This window comes from Leifsonia sp. Root4, assembly GCF_001425085.1.
In the GTDB taxonomy this organism is placed as follows: Bacteria; Actinomycetota; Actinomycetes; order Actinomycetales; family Microbacteriaceae; genus Microterricola.
On record NZ_LMDN01000001.1, the window covers coordinates 1,176,353 to 1,195,593 of the forward strand.

General features: G+C 69.5%; 19 protein-coding genes. 4 read left to right on the forward strand and 15 right to left on the reverse strand.

Annotation, left to right across the window (positions count from 1 at the left end; all coding sequences use genetic code 11):
• Window positions 1-131: 131 nt before the first annotated feature.
• From ASC66_RS05375 to ASC66_RS05420, 10 genes are all read right to left on the reverse strand, one after another.
• On the reverse strand, window positions 132-1,664 hold the full coding sequence (locus ASC66_RS05375) for a DHA2 family efflux MFS transporter permease subunit (RefSeq protein WP_055835626.1): 1,533 nt from the start codon (window positions 1,662-1,664) through the stop codon (window positions 132-134).
• 11 nt (window positions 1,665-1,675) lie between these two features.
• Complete coding sequence (locus tag ASC66_RS05380) at window positions 1,676-2,269, reverse strand: PadR family transcriptional regulator (protein ID WP_055835628.1); 594 nt, start codon at window positions 2,267-2,269, stop codon at window positions 1,676-1,678.
• Window positions 2,270-2,411: 142 nt separating this feature from the next.
• The gene (locus tag ASC66_RS05385) at window positions 2,412-3,785 is read right to left on the reverse strand and encodes a zinc-binding dehydrogenase (RefSeq protein WP_082492027.1); all 1,374 of its coding nucleotides are present in this window, start codon (window positions 3,783-3,785) and stop codon (window positions 2,412-2,414) included.
• A gap of 8 nt (window positions 3,786-3,793) precedes the next feature.
• Window positions 3,794-4,783, reverse strand: coding sequence for a phosphonatase-like hydrolase (locus tag ASC66_RS17770; protein ID WP_082492028.1), 990 nt, complete (start codon window positions 4,781-4,783; stop codon window positions 3,794-3,796).
• 62 nt (window positions 4,784-4,845) lie between these two features.
• Window positions 4,846-6,102, reverse strand: a complete 1,257-nt coding sequence (locus tag ASC66_RS05395; protein ID WP_055835631.1) for a TIGR03364 family FAD-dependent oxidoreductase — start codon at window positions 6,100-6,102, stop codon at window positions 4,846-4,848.
• Window positions 6,102-7,850, reverse strand: a complete 1,749-nt coding sequence (gene phnE, locus ASC66_RS05400) for a phosphonate ABC transporter, permease protein PhnE (RefSeq protein ID WP_055835634.1) — start codon at window positions 7,848-7,850, stop codon at window positions 6,102-6,104. Before phnE ends, ASC66_RS05395 begins: the two co-directional genes overlap by 1 nt.
• Window positions 7,847-8,686: a phosphonate ABC transporter ATP-binding protein gene (gene phnC, locus ASC66_RS05405; protein ID WP_055836401.1), complete on the reverse strand. Its 840-nt coding sequence runs from the start codon at window positions 8,684-8,686 to the stop codon at window positions 7,847-7,849. Before phnC ends, phnE begins: the two co-directional genes overlap by 4 nt.
• Window positions 8,687-8,887: 201 nt before the next feature.
• Window positions 8,888-9,859: a phosphate/phosphite/phosphonate ABC transporter substrate-binding protein gene (locus ASC66_RS05410; protein WP_082492029.1), complete on the reverse strand. Its 972-nt coding sequence runs from the start codon at window positions 9,857-9,859 to the stop codon at window positions 8,888-8,890.
• Between the two features lie 222 nt (window positions 9,860-10,081).
• Window positions 10,082-10,936, reverse strand: coding sequence for an ABC transporter permease (locus tag ASC66_RS05415; protein WP_055835637.1), 855 nt, complete (start codon window positions 10,934-10,936; stop codon window positions 10,082-10,084).
• Window positions 10,933-11,976, reverse strand: a complete 1,044-nt coding sequence (locus tag ASC66_RS05420; RefSeq protein WP_353612511.1) for an ATP-binding cassette domain-containing protein — start codon at window positions 11,974-11,976, stop codon at window positions 10,933-10,935. The genes ASC66_RS05415 and ASC66_RS05420 overlap by 4 nt, the downstream gene beginning before the upstream one ends.
• Window positions 11,977-12,188: 212 nt before the next feature.
• Here ASC66_RS05420 and purS point away from each other — a divergent pair, with 212 nt between their 5' ends.
• Both purS and purQ read left to right on the forward strand, forming a co-directional pair.
• The gene (purS, locus tag ASC66_RS05425) at window positions 12,189-12,455 is read left to right on the forward strand and encodes a phosphoribosylformylglycinamidine synthase subunit PurS (RefSeq protein WP_055835640.1); all 267 of its coding nucleotides are present in this window, start codon (window positions 12,189-12,191) and stop codon (window positions 12,453-12,455) included.
• Window positions 12,455-13,153 (forward strand): phosphoribosylformylglycinamidine synthase subunit PurQ, encoded by a 699-nt coding sequence (purQ, locus tag ASC66_RS05430; protein ID WP_055835643.1) that lies wholly within the window; start codon window positions 12,455-12,457, stop codon window positions 13,151-13,153. Before purS ends, purQ begins: the two co-directional genes overlap by 1 nt.
• 640 nt (window positions 13,154-13,793) lie before the next feature.
• On the opposite strand, the gene ASC66_RS05435 is transcribed toward purQ, so the two are convergent.
• From ASC66_RS05435 to ASC66_RS05445, 3 genes are all read right to left on the reverse strand, one after another.
• Window positions 13,794-14,126 (reverse strand): hypothetical protein, encoded by a 333-nt coding sequence (locus ASC66_RS05435; protein WP_055835646.1) that lies wholly within the window; start codon window positions 14,124-14,126, stop codon window positions 13,794-13,796.
• A gap of 165 nt (window positions 14,127-14,291) precedes the next feature.
• Window positions 14,292-15,749, reverse strand: coding sequence for a catalase (locus ASC66_RS05440; RefSeq protein WP_055835648.1), 1,458 nt, complete (start codon window positions 15,747-15,749; stop codon window positions 14,292-14,294).
• Between the two features lie 121 nt (window positions 15,750-15,870).
• Window positions 15,871-16,344, reverse strand: coding sequence for a Fur family transcriptional regulator (locus ASC66_RS05445; protein WP_055835651.1), 474 nt, complete (start codon window positions 16,342-16,344; stop codon window positions 15,871-15,873).
• A gap of 152 nt (window positions 16,345-16,496) precedes the next feature.
• On the opposite strand from ASC66_RS05445, the gene ASC66_RS05450 reads away from it, so the two are divergent.
• Entirely contained in the window at window positions 16,497-16,958 is a 462-nt protein-coding gene (locus ASC66_RS05450) for a DUF3817 domain-containing protein (protein ID WP_055835653.1), read from the forward strand.
• A gap of 112 nt (window positions 16,959-17,070) precedes the next feature.
• On the opposite strand, the gene ASC66_RS05455 is transcribed toward ASC66_RS05450, so the two are convergent.
• On the reverse strand, window positions 17,071-17,952 hold the full coding sequence (locus tag ASC66_RS05455; protein ID WP_055835656.1) for a class I SAM-dependent methyltransferase: 882 nt from the start codon (window positions 17,950-17,952) through the stop codon (window positions 17,071-17,073).
• Window positions 17,953-17,999: 47 nt separating this feature from the next.
• Between ASC66_RS05455 and ASC66_RS05460 the strand changes: the two genes are divergently transcribed.
• Window positions 18,000-18,629 carry a helix-turn-helix domain-containing protein gene (locus tag ASC66_RS05460; protein WP_055835659.1) on the forward strand — a complete coding sequence of 210 codons (630 nt, stop codon included), beginning with the start codon at window positions 18,000-18,002 and terminating at the stop codon, window positions 18,627-18,629.
• Window positions 18,630-18,727: 98 nt separating this feature from the next.
• Here ASC66_RS05460 and ASC66_RS05465 read toward each other — a convergent pair whose 3' ends face one another.
• A complete protein-coding gene (locus tag ASC66_RS05465; RefSeq protein ID WP_082492032.1) occupies window positions 18,728-19,144 on the reverse strand; it encodes a plastocyanin/azurin family copper-binding protein in 417 nt (138 codons plus the stop codon).
• Between the last annotated feature and the right edge of the window lie 97 nt (window positions 19,145-19,241).

Consider the following 19,241-nt stretch of genomic DNA (forward strand, 5'->3'; position numbering starts at 1 on the left):
TTTCGCGACGCTGCGCGTCCCGCACGCACGGTCGCGAAAACAGGCAGCAGCGCTCCGGTGTACGCGGAAACAGGCGGTGCCGGCGCAATTGCGCCGGCACTGCCTGTTTTCGCGACGGGCTGCGGAGGCGGTCAGTCGGCGGCGACCGGCGTCGGGCCGGTCTCGGCCGCCTCGGCATCCGCGTCTTGCTGCGGCGTGGTCCAGCCGTGCACCTTCTTGGGTGCGGCGAAGAACGCCACGGCGAGCGCCCCGAGCACGGCGACGACCGCCGGCAGCAGCAGCGACTGCCCCATCGCGGTGCTGAAGCCGGCCTGCAACGCCTCGGGCAGCACGGTGTTGCCGGAGCCCGCGCCCTCGCCCGCCCCGCCGCCCTCGGTGAAACCGGGCAGCTCGGCCGCGAGGCGCGACTGCATGAGGGCTGCGATGCCGGCGCTTCCGAGCACGGCACCCATCTGACGCGTCGTGTTGTAGACGCCGGAGCCGGCGCCGGCCAGGCGCGGCGGCAGGTTGCGGGTGGCCGAGGTCGCCAGCGGCGCCCAGATGCCGGCGTTGGCGAGGCCGAGCAGCGCGATCGGGAACAGCAGCTGCCAGAGCGGCACATCAGCCGTGAGGATGCTGCCGAGCCAGGCGAGGGAACCGGCGAGGCAGAGCAGGCCGAAGCCGGCGATGTACTTGGGGTTCACCCGGTCGACGAGCTTGCCGACGACGGGCGCGAGCCCACCCGAGATCAGGGCCATCGGAATGAGCAGCAGCGCTGACTGAGTCGGCGTGAGGCCGCGCACCGTCTGCGTGTAGAACATCAGCGGCAGCGCCATCGCGGTGATCGCGAATCCGACGGTCGTGATGGCGACGTTGGAGAGCGCGAAGTTGCGGTCGCGGAACAGGCCGAGCGGCAGCAGCGGCTCCCCCTTGTTGATCGCCTGCCAGCCGATGAACGCGGCGAAGATCACGATGCCGGTGATGATGAGGCCCCACACCGTGATCGGTCCCCAGATCACGCCCCAGTCGTAGCTCTCGCCCTCCTGGATGCCGAACACGATCAGGAACAGGCCGAGCGCGCTGAGGATGACGCCGGGGATGTCGAAGCGGTGCTTGTGCGTGGCCAGCGTCGGCACGAGCCGCCACGCCAGGATGAAGGCGACGATGCCGACGGGCACGTTGACGAAGAAGATCCACTCCCAGCCGGCGGCATCCACCAACACGCCACCGAGGATCGGGCCGACGAGCGTCGCGACGCCGGCGACGGCGCCCCAGAGTCCCATGGCCTGGCCGCGCCGGTCCGGCGGGAAGATGCGGGTGATCACGGCCATCGTCTGCGGCGTCATCATGGCCGCGCCGAAGCCTTGGAAGACGCGGGCCATGATCAGCGAGTTGATGTCGCCGGAGAAGCCACACCAAGCGGATGCCGCGGTGAAGACGACCAGGCCGATGAGGTAGAGCCTCTTCGGGCCGAAGCGGTCGCCGAGGCGGCCGGTGATCAGCAGCGGCACGGCGTAGGCGAGCAGATAGGCGCTCGTCACCCAGATCACGCTGTTGATGTCGGCGTCGAGCCCGGTCATGATCGACGGGTTCGCGACCGAGACGATCGTGGAGTCGACCAGGATCATGAAGAATCCGAGCACGAGTGCCCAGAGGGCCGGCCAGGGCCGGGTGACGATTTCCATGGACGTTGTCCTTAATTCGGGGAGTGCGGGAAAGGGGCGGCGCCGGTCTCGAGCCACGGCAGGTCGCCGCTCGCGATGTCGGCGACGGTGGCGGTGAGCCAGCTGATCTCGGTGCGGAGCAGCGTCGCCCGGTAGTCGACGTCGACCCAGTACAGGCGCGGGACGCCCCGGGCGGCTGCGCCGGCCATGAGCTGCTCGATCTCGGCGAGCTCGGCCTGGAGGAGCGCGACGCGGGCGCCGAGGAGCTCGGTCACCTCGTGCCGCGGGAGGTTGTGGGACTCTCCGAGTGCCAGCGGGAAGCGTGGGTACTCGTTGACGGGGGTGGCGAGGAGTTCGGCGATCGTGCCGCCCAGGCGCTCGCGCCCGGCATCCGTGATCTCGTAGCTCGTCCGCTCCGGCCGATTGCCCGCCCGTTCGGTGCCGCGCACGGCGGCGAGGCCCTGTTCGAGCAGCCGATCGACCGCGTGGTAGAGCGAGCCACGGCGCACCTTGACGACCCGGTCCTCACGGCGCTGGATCAGCAGTTGGTACATCTCGTAGGGGTGCATGGGTCGCTCCGCGAGCAGCGCGAGTGCCGCGATGCCGAGGGGCGTGAGCGCGACCACAGTATTCCGTTCCGATTAGTCCAACCGGACTATTAGACCCCGGATGCCGCACCCCGTCAATCCGCGAGTCCGTTGAGAGCGGTCAAATGGCCACTTTCGACCCCCTGAAGCGGCCATTTGACCGCTCTCAGTGGAACTGCGACTAGTCGGCGGGGTGGATGCGGCGACCGGTGCGATCGCGGTCCGGGTACGGGTGCGGCACGGCGTGCGGAACCGCGCTCGGCGCCAGGCCGATGCGGGCGGCGACCGGCGCCACGGCGGCCGGGCGCACCGCCTCGGAGTCCGGCGCGGGCGGGCGGAACAGGGCGGTGGGCGAGATCCCCGCTGGCGAGGAGGGCGAGGACGCGGGGGCGGTCGCCGGCGCCGTGGACGCAGCCGGTGCCGGGCCGCCGAGCGCACGCGCCGCGGCAAAGGCCGCGTCGATCTGCTCGAGCGGGAACACCTCGCCGAGCAGCTGCTCGAACGGGCGCCGCCGCCATGCCGTCGCCAGGTAGTCGGCGGCCCGCTGCAGCTGGACCGGCGTGTAGTTGTGCACGCCGCGCACGGTCAGCAGCTGGCGCACGACGCGCTCCGGGTCCAGCTGCACCGGCGCACTCGGTGAGACGCTGCCAACGAGCACGAGCACGCCGCCGGTGTCGAGGGAGGCGATGGCGGATGCCACAGCGGGCACGGCCCCGGAGAGCTCCAGCGCAACATCGCAGAGCCCGCGCCCCCTTGTCTGCGCGGCGAGCACCCTCGCGAGGCTTCCGGTCGCTGCGCTCGGAAGCGACGGATCGGCGACGGCCGCCGCACCGAAGCGCAGCGCGGCCGCACGCCGCTCGGCGCTCGGGTCACTGACGATCACGCGCGCCCCGGCATCCGTCGCCATCGCCGTCGCCGTGAGACCAAGCATCCCGGCACCCGTCACGAGCACGGTGCGGCCGGTCAGCGGCGTGATCTGCTCGGCCGCCTCGATCGCGGCGACGACCGTGGCGGTGGCGCACGACGCCGGCGCGAGAACCCCGGCCGGGGTCTCGTCGTCGACGATCACGATGCCGGTGCCGCGCTTCAGGTGCACGGCAGAGGCAAAGCCGCCGCTCAGCTCCCACTCGTGGTGCACGGCCTCGTGGCCGTACTTCGCCGCCGAGCTGCACTTGTTCGAGAGCCCGCGCCGGCAGCGCGCGCAGCGCCCGCACGACACGACGACCGACCAGATCACCCGCATGCCCGCCTCGAGGCGTCGGCCGTCTACGGCGCGCACCGGGCCGGCGGTCGCGAGCACCCTGCCCACCTGTTCGTGGCCGAGCACCGATGGCACCGGCCCCGGCCGGTGGCCGGAGATGGTGTGCACATCGGATCCGCACACGGTCGCCAGCTCCACCGAGACCAGGGCGTCGCCGTGGGCCAGCCGGATGCCGGGAACGGCGAGCGCCTCGTGGGCGCGGCCGACTCCCGGCCACACCATCGCGAGGGCGGCCGGGGTCAGATCGAGGTCAAGCGATTCGGTTCGCGGCGATGCGAGCGCTGTTCCGGGCATGGACCGGCCTACGCCTGAACGTCGGAAGCGGGCGCGGCGCCGGCGTCGGCGCCGGCGTCAGAATCGTCCTCGCCGTCCACATCGTCCTCGCCGTCCACATCGTCAGCGTCGTCTGCGTCGTCCTCGTTCTCGTCGAATTCGGCGTCCTCGTCGTCGAACAGGCCGAGCAGCTCAGGCAGTTCGGCGATGGAGCTGATCACGTCGTCGGCGCCGGCGGCCAACAGCTGCTCCTCGCCGTGGGCACCGCTCAGCACGCCGATCACGAGGCCGGCTCCGGCCCGGGTTCCGCTCTGCATGTCGGAGACGGTGTCGCCGACGACGATCATGGCCTCCACCGCGCTGGTCTCGGTGCGCAGCAGCGCTGTGAGGGGCATGTCGGGATGCGGGCGGCCCCGGCCGGCATCCGCCGGGGTCAGCACGATGTCTGCGAGGTCGCGCCAGTCGAGCGCGTCGAGGATCGCGTTGACGGTCGGCCGGGCAAAACCCGTGGTGAGCGCCACGGTGATGCCGGCCTCCTGCAGCTGTTCGATGGCGAGGCGGGCGCCGGGGATCTCGGTCACACCCTCCTCGGCGACGATCTCGGCGTAGGCCGCCTCGAACGCGGCGTTCGCGGCCTGGGCGCGCTCCTCGTCGCCGGTGATGGCGCGGAACACCTCGATCTTGGACTGCCCCATCGTGACGCGCACGTACTCGAGGGCCGCCTCGCGCTCCTCGGGCGTCGCGCCGATGTTCTGCCGCTCGGCGACGCGGCCGAAGGCGCGCTCGACGGTGCCGTCGTCGGCGACGGTCGTTCCGGCCATGTCGAGCACGACGAGCTCGATCGCCACCTCGTACTCCTCAAGCTCGAACTCCTCAAGCTCGAACTCCTCGAGCTCCTCGTCGTCGTAGAAGGAATCGAGCGCGTCGTCGAGTTCGAGCTCGATGGCGTCGATGTCGGTGGCGTCCGCGGCTGGGACGTCGGTGATGTCGGTGGCGGTGATTGGAGCGGTCTCGGTCATGATCAGCCTGTCTTTCTGGTGAGCCGGTGGGAGGAAGTGGGCGGCGGTGCGGGGCGGGCCCGCTAGGCGCGGGCGGGTTCGAAAAGCTCGGCGATCACGCTGTCGGCGAGGCCGAGGCCGCACGTCATGCCGATGCCGGTGGTCGCGGCCACGATGTGCACGCCGGGCAGCGGCGACTCGACGAGGAACTCGTTCGGCCCAGAGGCGTAGACGCCCTGCCAGCGTTCGAGCACCTGCAGGCGCGCCCCGCCGAACAGCTCACTCGTGATGGCGGCGAGGGCGTCGAACGCCCCCTCTTGTTGGAACGGCGTCACCGACTGCCCGCGATAGTGGGTGTCTCCGACGATCAGGCTGCCGTCGGGCAGCTGCGTGTACATCTGGTTGAGGTCGAGCGCCATGAGTTGCGGATGCCGCCGCTCCAGCCGTTCGCGCAGGGCGGCCGTCGCCGGTGACGCGGCGAAGGCGGAGTAGCGCAGCATCGACCAGCCGGTGAGCAGCGGGCCGGGCAGGGCGAATGCCGGAGTCTCTGGCCCGGCGCCGGGCAGCTCGACGCGTACCCGCATCATGTCGAGGCCGCAGCGACGGATGCCGACGGCCTGCGCGACCTCGCCGAAGAGCTGATCGATGTCGTGGTTGACGGCCACGATGATCGTGTCGGCGGCGATGTGGCCGCGGCTGGTGGAGAGCACGCCGGACTTCACGGACCGCACGGCACTCTGCCAGCGGAACTGCACACCGCGGGTGGCCAGCCAGCGGGCCAGCGCCGGAACGGCCTCGCGCGGGTTCAGCTGTAGGTCGTCGCGCATCCAGGCGCCTCCGACGACGTCGGGGCCGAGGGCGGGGACGGCGGCGCGCATCTGGGCGGCGCTCAGCAGTTCGACGGGCGGCACGTCGGCGGGCGGCTGCTCGGCATAGCGCTGCGCAGCGTTCCGCCCGGTGTTCTGCGGGGTGTTCTGTGCGGAGGCGAAGTCGGCCAGCACGGCCGCCTCGTCATCCGCTCGCGCGACCAGCCATGCCCCGCTCGTTCGCAGCCACATTCCCGTCTCGGCGGAGATCCTCAGCCAGAGTTCTCGGCTGCGCTCCGCGTAGGCGCGGGCCTGCCCGGTCTGCGCGCTCACGCAGGCGTGTCCGAAGTTGCGGATCGAGGCTCCGCTGATGTCGGCGGCCCTGTCGACGACGACGACGGAGAGCCCGCGGTCGATCGCGGCGAGCGCATGCCCGAGTCCGACGACGCCGGCCCCGACGATGGCGACGTCGAACTCTTCGAATGTGCCGGTCTGTCGAACGGCGGGGTGGGCGCTTGAACGGGCGGAGACCATCAGTGCAGTGCCTTTCTGATCCAGCTGGCGAGACCCTCGACGATGAGAACCGTCGCGGTCATCATGAGGACGATCGCCATCACCTCGTCGTAGGCCGAGATACGTCCGGCGTTGTTGAGGTAGAAGCCGATCCCGCCACCGCCGACAATGCCGAGGATGGTGGCCGCGCGCAGATTGGTGTCGAGCATGTAGAAGCTGTGGCCGATGATGGCCTTGCTCGACGGCGGAACGGTCGCGGCAGCGTACACCTGCATGCGGCTCGCCCCCGCCGCGCGCAGTGCGCGTTCCGGCCCCGGTGCAACCTCCTCGAAGCTGTCGGCGAAGAGCTTGCCGAGCAACCCGATTCCGCAGAAGCCGAGGGCGAGGACTCCGGCCTGCGGGCCGAAGCCGGTGATCACGATGAGCACGATCGCGAGGATCAGCTCCGGGATGCCGCGCACGACGACGAGCGAGAGCCGCGCTCCGACTCTGGTGGCCCGGTTCGGGGCGATGTTGCGGGCGGCGAGCGAGCCGACCACGAGCGAGAGCAGCAGGCTGAGCAGCGTGGCGGCGAGCGCGATCTGGATCGTCTCGGCCATCGCACCGAACATCTGCTCCGCCGAGTAGTTGCCGAAACTCGGCGGCCACAGCTTGGCGAGCATCGCAGGCACGTATTTCCAGAAGGTGAGCAGATCGCCCCACTGGATGTCGCAGACCCAGAGCGCACCGACGACCACCGCGGCGGCGATCGCCGACCACACGGCGTTCGTGCGGCGGCTGGCCGTCCACGGGCGGCGCATGGCCGCGTCGACGTCGGCGAAGCCGGCAACGCCGTGCGGCGCGAGCAGGGTCTGTTCGGTGCGCGCGGCGAAGCGCCCCGTCACGCCGCGGCCGGCCCTGGCGGCGGCGCGCACCGTGCGGTCCCCAAGGCCGCGCCCGCTGGGGGCGACGCCGAGCAGCGAGGTGCGCACGGCAGAGGAGACGATCTCCATGCCGACGCAGAGCAGGAAGATCACGAGAGCGAGACCCATCGCCAGCGCGTAGTCGAGCGACTGCAACGCGAAGGCGAGGTCGTGGCCGAGGCCGACGACACCGACGTAGCCGAGGATGACGGAGCCGCGCAGGTTGATGTCGTTGCGGTGCAGGATGGTGGCGACGAAGGACGGCGCGACCTGGGGCATCACCCCACTGAAGAACTGCTGAGCGGTGCTGCCGCCCGCCGCACGGATCGCCCGGCGGGGGCCCTCGTCGATCTGCTCGATGGCGTCGGCGAAGAGCTTGGAGATCATGCCGATCGAGTGGATGCCAATGGCGATGATGCCGGGCAGCGCACCGAGCGTGAACATGCCGGCGAGGATCATCGCGATCACCACGTCGGGGATCGCCCTGGTCACGACGCCGATGGAACGGCCGGCAACGCGCCAGCCGCGCCCCGGAGTGGTGTTGCCGGCGGCCAGATAGGCCACCGGGAGCGAGAGCACCGCGGCGAGCAGCGTTCCGATGATGACGATGCCGAGGGTGAGTGCGGTCGACCAGAGCAGCTCGCCGAGCGGCGGGAACTCGAGCGGCAGCGCGCGCGAGAGGAAGTTCTCGGCGTTGCCCCAGCTGGCGATGATGTCCGGCAGCGAGATGCCGACGGCGGCGAATGACCACGCGGCGGCGGCGAGCACCAGCAGGATGGCGACGATCGCCGCGATCCGCTCCGGCGAGGTGCGCGGCCGAACCGGGGCGACGAGGCCCCGCGGCTGGCTGAGCGTCGCTGTGCTCATCGGGGTGCCGGACCGCTGCTGCCGGGCGCCGTCGACGAGTCGTCGTCGGAGGCCGGAGCGGCGAACTGCAACTCGAGTTCGCTGATGGCGCGGAACTCGCTGGTCGTCGTGGCGACGCGACCGTAGATCTCCATCACCTCGGACTTGCTGAGACCCGCGGTAGGGGTGTCGAGCACGACCTGGCCGTGGCGGAGCCCGACGATGCGGTCGCCCCAGCCGAGGGCGAGGTCGACCTGGTGCAGGCTGCACAGCACGGTGAGCCCGTTGTCGACGGCGATCTCGCGGATGAGGTTCATGACCTGTTCGCTCGACTCGGGGTCGAGCGAGGCGACGGGTTCGTCGGCGAGCAGCACCTCCGGGTTCTGCATGAGCGCCCTGGCGATGGCGACGCGCTGCTGCTGGCCGCCCGAGAGGGTGTCTGCCCGCTGGTACGCGGCGGAGAGCAGGCCGACACGGTCGAGGTGGCCGAGGGCCGCGCGCTTGAGATCCCGCGGGTAGCTGATGAGCCCGAGGCGCGGTCCGCGGAGGGCGGCGAGCGCCCCGGTGAGCACGTTCTCGAGCACGCTGAGCGAGCCGACGAGCTCGAATTGCTGGAACACGAAGCCGATGCGGCTGCGCAGCCGGCGCAGCTCTCGGCCCGTGAGCTGGGCCAGGTCCTGGCCGAGCACGCTGATCTCGCCGAAGCTCGGCTGCTCGAGGCCGTCGACGTGGCGCAGCAGCGTGGACTTTCCGGAGCCGGAGAGCCCGAGCAGCACAACGACCTCGCCGCGCTTGACCTCGAGGTTCACGTCGTTGAGCGCGGCCAGATCGCCGAAGCGCTTGCCGAGCCCGCTCATGCGCACAACGGTGTCGGTGTCGGATGCCGGTGTTGCAGCGGCGGTCGGCGCTGACGCCGCGTGTGCAGTCATCGGCGCGGGCACGAGCTCGGTCATGGCTGGGTTCCTTCGGTGCTGGTTCGGTGGTCTGGTGCCGGGTGTGCGAGCGGGTTCCGGATGCCGCGGGCGCGCGGCATCCGGAACCCGATCAGACGGTGCCGGCTACTGGCACTGCTTGGCGTTGGTCGCCTCGCAGATGTCGCGGATCAGGTCGTAGTACTCGTCGTCGACCGGGGCGAGAGCGTAGAAGGTGTTGATGAAGCCCTCGGAGTCGGCGTTCTTGATGCCGGCATCCTGGATGTCGGTGATGGTGATGTTGCTCAGGCCCTCGACGATCGTGGTCTTGAGCTCGGCCGGCAGGCTGTCGGAGACGACCATCGGGGCGCCGGGGACCTTGGTCTTGGCGATGATCTTCACGCCGGCCTGGTTCTCGGCGACGGAGTCCTCGGCGAAGCCGGCCTCACACTCGACACCCTCGGAGGTCTTGAGCGCAGACACGTCGTGCTTGCCCGCGAAGACCGGGGTGACGTCCTTCTCCGGGTCGATGCCGGCCTCGAGCAGGTTGTAGCTCGGGAACAGGTAGCCGGAGGTGGAGCTCGGGTCGACGAAGCAGACCTTCTTGCCCTTGAAGCCGTCGATCGAGGTGATGCTGCTGCCCTCTGGCACGATGGCCTCGGAGTAGTAGCCGGGCTCTTCGCCCTCTTGGGTGATGATCGAGGCGAACGGGGTGATCTTGGCGCCGTTGTTGGTGGCGGTGACGTAGGTGAAGCCGGAGAAGCTGGCGACGTCGATCTTGCCGGCGACGGCGGCCTCGATGAGCGCGGCGTAGTCGGTCGACTCGTGGTACTCGACCTCCTTGCCGGTGATCTCGGCGATGTAGTCCATCAGCGGCTGGTAGTTGGTCTGCGTGTCGACGGTGTCTGGCACGACGCCGAAGACGAGCGTGGCGTCATCCTTGGCGAAGCTCACGGTCTCGGCGTTCGCGTCGCCCGCGGCGGCGCCGGCTGCGTCGTCGGTGGTTCCGGCAGCAGGAGCGCAGGCCGCCAGCCCGACGGTCAGTGCGAGTGCTGCACCGACGGCGAGCAGACGCGGAAGGGTGAACGAGCCGTTGGTCGGCTTGGAAAGCAGTGACACGGATGTGACCTTTCAGGATTCCGGCTGGTGCGAATGCTGTGACGGTGCCGGCGGACATCGATCACGCTAAGGAGCCAGAACCAACCCACGGTCGCTCATCGGTTACGCGCGAGTGAACGCGATGCGAAGCATTGCGTTCACTCGCGAAAGGCGGCAGCCCACAATCAGGCAATCCCGGGTACCGCGACCGATGCTGGTGCGGTTTACGCGCCCTCAGCAGGGTCAGCGCGAGCTGATGCTCACGAACTTGCGGATGCAGAGCGGCACGAAGACCACGAGCATCACGAAGACGCCGATCAGGGTGGTCGCGATCGGGTTCTGCTGGGTCCAGGCGTCGCCGACCGGGGTGCCTGGCGGCACATTGCCGAAGAGCTCGCGCGCAGACTGCACCAGGGCCGACACCGGGTTGTATTGGGCGATCGTCTGCAGAACCGGCGGAAGGGTCTCGGCCGGCACGAAGGCATTCGAGATGAAAGTCAGCGGGAACAGGATCAGGAATGAGACGTTGTTGACCACCTCTGGGCTTCGCACGCTCATGCCCACGAACGCCATCACCCAGGAGAAGGAGTAGGCGAACAGGAGCAGCAGGGCGACGCCGGCGACTCCCTCCCAGAAGCTCGAGTTGATCCGCCAGCCCACGATGAGCCCGGTAAGCATCATCACGGCCATCGACAGGCCGTTGATGAAGAGGTCGCCGTTGGTGCGGCCGACCAGCACGGCACTGGGGCTCATCGGCAGGGTGCGGAAGCGGTCGATGATGCCATCCTTCAGGTCCTGCGCCATCGCCGAGCCCGACCAGGTGGAGCCGAACACCACCGTCTGGGCGAAGATCCCGGCCATGATGAATTCGGTGTAGCTGATTCCCGGAATGTTGATGACGCCCTCGTACACGTAGGTGAAGAGCAGAACGAACATGATCGGCTGCAGCGTCGTGAACACGAGGATGTCCGGCACGCGCTTGACCTTGATCAGGTTGCGCCGCGTGGTGATCCAGCCGTCGTTGAACCACGTTCCGATCGATGACGGAATGCCAGAGGCATCCGGCAGGGTCGTTGTCCCACGCACTGCGGTTGTCACGGCACACCCGCCTTCTGCGACTTCTCCTGCCGGGGCTTCTCCTTCTGGGCTTTCTCCTGCCGCGTCTTCTTCGACTTCCCGCCGTCGACTTCATCGCCGTCGGCGTCGGCCTCCGTGCTCGCCATATGTCCGGTGAGCTTCAGGAAGACGTCGTCGAGGGTCGGCCTGCGCATGCCGGCATCGTGCAGGCGGATGCCGGCGGCGTTCAGCTCGCGCAGCACGAGCTCGAGCGCGAGCGGCCCCTCGCGCACGGCGACGGAGAGGCTGCGGCCGTCACCGTCCTCGCGCACATCGGAGGCCCCGTGGTGCTGCAACACCCGGGCGGCGGAATCGCGGTCACCGGCGTCGACGAGGGTCAGCTCGATCTGCTGCCCGCCGATGCGGGCCTTCAGCTCGTCGGCCGTTCCCTCTGCGATGAGCTTGCCGCCGTCGATCACCGAGATGTCGTCGGCCAGCCGGTCGGCCTCCTCGAGGTACTGGGTGGTCAGGAACACGGTCGTGCCCTCGCCGACCAGGCCGGTGATGACATCCCACATGCCGAGCCGGCTGCGCGGGTCGAGGCCCGTCGTCGGCTCGTCGAGGAAGAGCACCCGTGGCCGGGAGAAGATGGCGCCGGCGAGGTCGATGCGCCGCCGCATGCCGCCGGAGAAGCCCTTGACCGGGCGGTTCTGCGCCTCGGTCAGCTCGAAGGACTCGATCAGCTCCTTCGCCCGGCGCCTGGTGGCCCTCGCGCCCAGATGGTAGAGCCGGCCGACCATGTCGAGGTTCTCCAGCCCGGTGAGGTTCTCGTCGACGGCCGCGTACTGGCCGGAGACGCCGATGATGGGGCGGATGCGGTGGGCGTCGCGGACGACGTCGATTCCGTCGATGCTCGCGTTGCCGGCATCCGGCTTGATCAGCGTGGTGAGCACCTTGACCATGGTCGTCTTGCCAGCGCCGTTCGGGCCGAGCAGCGCGCGCACGGTGCCCTGCCGCACGGAGAGGTCGACACCATCGAGTGCGTGCACGGGGTCTGAGCCCTTGGGCGTGTAAATCTTCACAAGCCCATTAGCCTGAATAAAACTCACCTTGTGTACGGTAGTCGTGCTCCGCGATGTGATCAAGGGCTTCTGTACGACACCGACAAGCATCGGTCACTGGTTCGCGGGCTTCCTTGGACAGGGCTGCCGCCTTTCGCGACGCTTCGCGTCGCGCCGGCAGCGGCTAGAATTGGCCTGACCCCACCCCTCTCGACTCCGGATGGAGAATCACGGTGCCCACGATCGTCGTCGAAGTAATGCCGAAGGCCGAACTGCTGGACCCGCAGGGCAAGGCCGTAGCCGGCGCCCTCGCCCGAATCGGCAAGGACGGATTCAGCTCGGTGCGCATCGGCAAGCGCTTCGAGATCACCGTTGACGGCCCCGTCACCGACGCCGTGCGCGCGGAGGTCGAGGCGATCGCCAACGACATCCTCTCGAACTCGGTGATCGAAGACGTCGTCGGCATCCACTACGAGACGCCGGCCGGAGAGACGCACTGATGAAGATCGGCGTCGTCACCTTCCCGGGCTCGCTCGATGACCGCGACGCCCAGCGCGCCGTGCGTCTCGCCGGCGCGGAGCCCGTCGCCCTCTGGCACGGTTCGCACAGCCTCGAGGGCGTCGACGCCCTCGTGCTTCCCGGTGGCTTCAGCTACGGCGACTACCTGCGCTGCGGCGCGATCGCCAGCCTCTCGCCGATCATGACCGAGGTCATCGACGCCGCGAACAAGGGCATGCCCGTACTCGGCATCTGCAACGGCTTCCAGATGCTCGCAGAGGCGCACCTCGTCGACGGCGGCCTGATCCGCAACGACCACGGCAACTTCATCTGCCGCGACCAGAAGCTGCGCGTCGAGAACACCGACTCCGCCTGGACCAGCGACTTCGCGGTCGGCCAGGAGATCACCATCCCGCTGAAGAACGGCGAGGGCGGATTCATCGCCGACGCCGAGACGCTCGCGCGCCTCGAGGGCGAGGGCCAGGTCATGTTCCGCTACGTCGACGTGAACCCCAACGGTTCCCTGAACGACATCGCCGGCGTGCGCAACGCCCGCGGCAACGTGGTCGGCCTGATGCCGCACCCCGAGCACGCGGTCGAGGCCGGCTTCGGTCCAGACACCGATGTGGCCATGCGCTCCGGCATCGACGGCCTCGGCTTCTTCACCTCGGTGATCAAGCAGGCTCTCGTCAACGCCTAGGCGTTCGCACCACCAGCGTCACGCAGCGCCCGGCTCCTCAGGGGTCGGGCGCTGTTGCGTTCCGGCCCAGCTCCGGCATCCGTCGGCACCGCCGGCGTGTGCGCTCGGCCGGTGTTTCGGTCGACACTCCGTAGTTGCGGGCGATGGATGCGGCGCGCCACCCGAAACTCCGGCCGAGCGCGCATCGTGTTGGCGCTTCCGGGCAGGGCAACCCCGCTGGCTCGAGGGAGCAGCCGAGGAACGGGGCCGCCCCCGAAGCCCTGACACCGCCAGGAACAGATGCCCGAGCGACGGTTTCACGCATCCGCTCAGGGCTTCGCGGGCGTCGCTGCTCCTTCGTCGCTGCGCCGCTCGCTCAAGCCATCGTGCAGAGAGACGCCGAGCGGCCGGAATCGGCGCGAAGAAGGTCGAGCGGCCGGCATCCGCACGCTGGCTCGAGGGAGCAGCCGAGGAACGAGGCCGCGCCCGAAGCCCTGACACCGCCAGACACGGATGGCGAAGCGAGGGTTCACGCATCCGCTCAGGGCTTCGCGGGCGTCGCTGCTCCTTCGTCGCTGCGCCGCTCGCTCAAGCCATCGTGCAGAGAGACGCCGCTCGCTCGAGCCCAACGTGCAGGAAGCCGGCGTAGCGCGGGGCGTGACTAGACGGCAGAGGTGGTGACGTAGGCGCCGACCACAGCGGGGGCGGCGTTCACGTAGCTGTTCGCGATGACGAGGCGAGCGGTGTCTGAGCTGACGTAGCCGCCGGGCTGCGCGGCGCCCGCCGTCGCGCCCGACACGTAGCCGCCGACGTCGCGCCGCACGGCGGCGAGCAGACTCTGGCCGGCCGAGCCCATCGCGATCTGCTGGGCGTCGCCGCGGTACGGCTCATCGAGGAGCGCGGCGACCTGGCCGGCGCTGCCCATCGCGCGCTGCTGCATGTCGAGTCCGTCGGATGCCGCGGGCGTACCGGGATCGGTGATGTTCGAGTTCATGTGCTGCTCCTTTCCACCCGCGAGGTGCTGGTGGCTTCGAGTGAACGCAGAGCTCCATTGGACGGCGTGGGTGGCGGGGCATCCGGCCGTCGCGAAGACGACCGGATGCCCCATGCGTCACCACGACGGTGACACGGGGTGGTGCTGGGTGGTGCGGGGTGGTGCTTAGAGGGCGAGGACCGCGGCGACGGTCACGCGCAGCGTGGCGCCGAGCTCGGCGTCGACGTTCGTCCAGTACTGGAAGAAGCGCTCGCGGATGTCCTCGACCGTGATCGAGCTGCCCTGACCGGTGAGGGTGTCGACGAAACGCGCCTTGGCGGCGTCGTCGAAGACCTCGCGGTAGAGCGTTCCGGCCTGGCCGAAGTCGTCATCCTCCGAGTGCAGGGTGGCGGCGGTGCGCACGAGCTCGCCGTCGCTCTCCCAGCTGCCGGCACCGGCGGCTGCGGCGTCCGCGGCCGGGCCACCGACGCTGTTCGGCGCGTACACGGGAACGGTCGGCGCGTTGAAGCCGTGACGCTGCGCGCCGTCCTGCGAGTAGTTGTGGACCGGGGCCGCGTGCGGCGCGTTCACCGGGATCTGGTTGTAGTTGGTGCCGACGCGGTAACGCTGGGCGTCCGGGTAGCTGAAGACGCGGGCCATCAGCATCTTGTCGGGGCTGATGTCGATGCCGGGAACCGTGTTCGCCGGCGAGAAGGCGGCCTGCTCGATCTCGGCGAAGAAGTTCTGCGGGTTGCGGTTGAGCGTGTGCGTGCCGACCTTGATCAGCGGGTAGTCGGCGTGCGGCCAGACCTTGGTGAGGTCGAAGGGGTTGAAGCGGTAGTGCTTCGCGTCGTCGTAGGGCATGACCTGCACGTGCAGATCCCACGACGGGAAGTTGCCGGCCTCGATCGCCTCGTAGAGGTCGCGACGGTAGTAGTCGGCATCCGCGCCGGCGATGAGCTCGGCCTCAGCCGCGTCGATCTCGACGTTGCCCTGGTTCGAGGTGAAGTGGTACTTGACCCAGAAGCGCTCGCCGGCTGCGTTGATCCACTGGTAGGTGTGCGAGCCGAAGCCGGGCATCTCGCGCCACGAGCGCGGGAGGCCGCGGTCGCCCATGAGGTAGGTGACCTGGTGGGCGGACTCGGGCGAGAGGCCCCAGAAGTCCCACTGCATGTCGGAGTTGCGGAGGCCGGAGCCCGGCATGCGCTTCTGCGAGTGGATGAAGTCGGGGAACTTGATACCGTCGCGAATGAAGAAGACGGGGGTGTTATTGCCGACGATGTCGTAGTTGCCCTCCGTCGTGTAGAACTTCACCGAGAAGCCGCGCACGTCGCGCCAGGTGTCTGGCGAACCCTGTTCGCCGGCGACGCTCGAGAAGCGCTGCAGCGTCTCGGTGCTCGCACCCGGCTGGAACACGGCGGCACGGGTGAACGCCGAGACGTCCTCCGTCACCTCGAAGGTGCCGAATGCTCCGCCACCCTTGGCGTGGACGACACGCTCCGGCACGCGCTCCCGGGCGAACTGGGCGAGCTTCTCGACGAGGTAACGGTCATGCAGCGCGGTCGCGCCGTTCGGGCCGGCGGTGAGCGAGTGCTCGTCGCTGGCGACGGGGGTTCCGGTTTGCGTGGTCGTGAATTCCGACATGGCTTCCTTACTCTGTTTCGGTTCTGTGTGGTGTTCGGTAGGGCGGATACGTTCGTGGGGCGCGCTGGCGCGCCGAATACTGCCCCGGTGACGGGGCGGTGCTGCGGGTGCGGATGCCGCGCTACTGCGGCTCTGTTCGCGCTTCTGCTGCTTCTGCTGCGGCGCGGGCGGCCTGGCAGTCGGCGCAGAGGCCCCAGAAGGTGACCTCGGCCGTCTGGATCTCGAAGCCGTGCGTGCTGTGCGGGGTGAGGCACGGCGCCTCACCGATGACGCAGTCCACGTCTTGCACGGCCTGGCAGCCGGTGCAGACGAGGTGGTGGTGGTTGTCGCCGATGCGGTTCTCGTACAGCGCCGGCGAGCCTGCCGGCTCGATCTTGCGCAGGAGGCCAGCGCCTTCGAGCGCGGCGAGCACGCCGTAGACGGCCTGCATCGAGCTGTTCGGCAGCGCGGTGCCGATGGCGCCGAAGATGTCCTCGGCGCTGCGGTGGCCAGGGTGCTGCACGACGTCGAGCACCGCGAGGCGGGGGGCCGTGACCTTGAGCCCGGCGGAGCGCAGACGCTCCTCTGGGCTCGTGGTTGCGGCATCCGACGTCATGACTCCACCGTAGCAGTTGTTTTGATTCAGTCAAGACAACGGCGGTGGCCCGCACAGCATTCACACAGCCCGATTCGAACTTTCGACGCATGCGATCGCCCAGCCGCGGCTGCGATGATGGGAGCATCCCCCGATCTTTGGAGCCATCCGCCGTGTCACCACGCCTGTTCTACCGCACACTCGCCATTGCCGAAGCGATCACCTGGACGGGTCTGATCACCGCGATGATCCTGAAGTACGGCTTCGATGCCGGCGGACTGCCCGTGCTGATTGCCGGCTCGCTGCACGGCCTCGTGTTCCTGACCTACGCATTCACCGCCGTGCTCGTCGGCGTGAACCAGCGCTGGTCGATCCCGCTCATCATCCTCGGCGTGATCACGGCGATCGTGCCGTACGCCACCGTGCCGTTCGACATCTGGGCCGACCGCACCGGGCGCCTCGACGGCCCGTGGCGCAAGGAGACCAGCGACGACCCGCGCGACAAGCACTGGATCGACAGCACCATGCGCTGGTTCCTCAACCACACGGCCGCGCTCGTCGGCATCTTCGTCATCGGCATTGCCGGCATCATGACCGTGCTGCTCATCGCCGGCCCTCCCGGCGGCTGGAGCTAGCAGCCCGCTCGACCATGGCCCATGTTGGGCGCAGTGGCCCGCGTTCGCGCATGGGCCACCGCGCCGAACACGGGCCATTGCGTTGCTCGCGGCGGGCTGCAGGCCGGCGCCGCTAGGGCCTCCGCGCGGCCCAGACCGTGCGGCCGGTGCGCAGCCGCAGATCGCCGCGGCGGCGCAGGCTCAGCGGACCGTCGTCGGCGATGAGCTGCTCGAACAGGGCGCGCTCGGATGCCGTCATCCGCGGCACCGCGACGGGCGCCAGCCGGCGCAGATAAGCCTGTGCGTAGCGGCCGCCCACGGCATCCGGCTCGAGCGGCAGGTCGACGACGAACGATGCCTTCTCGATGCGGGTGAAACCGGCCCGCTCGATGCCGTCGCTCCAGTCCGGGTGGTCGTGAGCCGGCGAGCGCTTCTCGGCGAGCAGCTCGTGGATGTGAGCCTCGAGCTCCGCCGCACCATCGCCGCTCTCCGCCGCGCTTGTGCCCGCGTTTGTGCTCCCGTTTGTGCTCTCGCCACCGCTGAGAAAGCGCGGGGGGCCGTCCATCTCGACGACGACGAGCAGGCCGCCCGGGCTCAGCACCCCAGCGAGCACCCCAAACGCCCGCGCCGCATCGGCGAGCTCGTGTAGGGAGGCCGACGCCCAGGCCAGGTCGACGGCACCGAGCTCCGGCCACGCGCCGTCGAAGTCCATCCGCACGGTCGACACCCGCCCTGCCACTCCGGCAGCGGCCGCCGCACCCCGCACGCGATCGAGCATGCCGGCGGATCGGTCGGCCGCGAGCAGCTGGGCGGTCGGGAACCGCTCGGCGAGGGCGACCGTGCCTGCGCCGCTGCCCGCTCCGACGTCGAGGATCCGCTGCGGCGAGCGCACGCGCTCGCCCACCCACGTGGTGATGTCGCCGAGGGTGCTCGTCAGTACGACCGCGTCCAGATCGAGGATCTCGGCGATGGACGCATCGTCGTGGGCGTGGGTGTGCGAGTGGGGCGCGGTCATGCAATCAGCCTAGGCGCGCCCTGCGGCTCCGACATAGACTCTTGCCTATGCAGCAAGATGCGCACAACCACGACTCCGACCCCACGACTGGGGCCGAGGTCGACATCGACGCGCTCATCCGCCGCCGGATCCGGGCGCTCCGCCTCGCCAAGGGCTGGTCGCTCGACACCCTCGCCGAGCGCAGCTTCCTCAGCCCATCGAACCTCAGCCGGATCGAGACGGGGCAGCGCCGGATCGCCCTCGACCAGCTCGTGCCGATCGCCCGCGCCCTCGACACCACGCTCGATCAGCTCGTCGAATCGCCGAACGACGACGACGTCGTCATCCGTCCGCACGTGCACGAACAGCGCGGCACCACCGTGTGGACCCTCGCCCGCGAGCGCAGTCCGCACGAGATGACGGTCGCGAAGATGCGGATGACGAAGCCGGCACCGCCGACGGGGGATCTCGCCGTGCACCCGGGCCGCGACTGGTTCACGGTGCTCTCCGGTACCGCAGAACTGCGCCTCGGCGAGCGCCTGATCCTGGTCGAGGCCGGAAGCGCGGCCGAGTTCTCCACGATGATCCCGCACGCGATCGGCGCGCACGGCGCAGCGGTCGAGATCCTGGCGATTCTCAGCCACGATGGCGAACGGGCGCACATCGCGCACACGGTCGACACCGGGGACGTCGAGTAGGCGCGGCGCAGTCGGCGGCCTTCCAGAGCCAGCACCGTGCGCAGATGTCGAGGTTGCCTAGGTGATGGCCGCCGACTTTCGCGACGCTGCGCGTCGCGCTACTCGACGATCACGACCCCGCCCATGCGGGGGTGCGGGCTGCAGCTGTAGTCGAAGGTGCCGGCCTCGGTGAAGACGTGTGTGTAGCTGCCCTGCGTCATCATCTCGCTCACGAAGCTGCCGTCGGCCGCAACCACGTCGTGCTCGACGACGCCGTCATCGAAGATCCACGTCACGGCCTGGCCGGGCTTCACGGTGACCGACGCCGGCGTGAACGTCATGTCCTTGACGGTGACGGTGGCCGCGACATCCACGGATGCCGCCTCGGCGGAGGCCACGACGGCCGGCTTGCTTGAGCAGCCGCTCAGCACGAGCAGCGCGGCCACGGCGAGCAGTGCTGCGGCGAGCAGCGCCCCCGATCGGCGCGTGCGGGTCGGGCGCCCCGCGAGTGCGAGACCGGCGTGTGAGTGAACCATCGTGCTCCTTCGTTGTGCCGGGATTCGGCCCATCCAGCCTAGGCGGGAGGCCGGGCACGACCCGGGCGTCGGGCCCAGAGCCAAACGGTAGACTGAG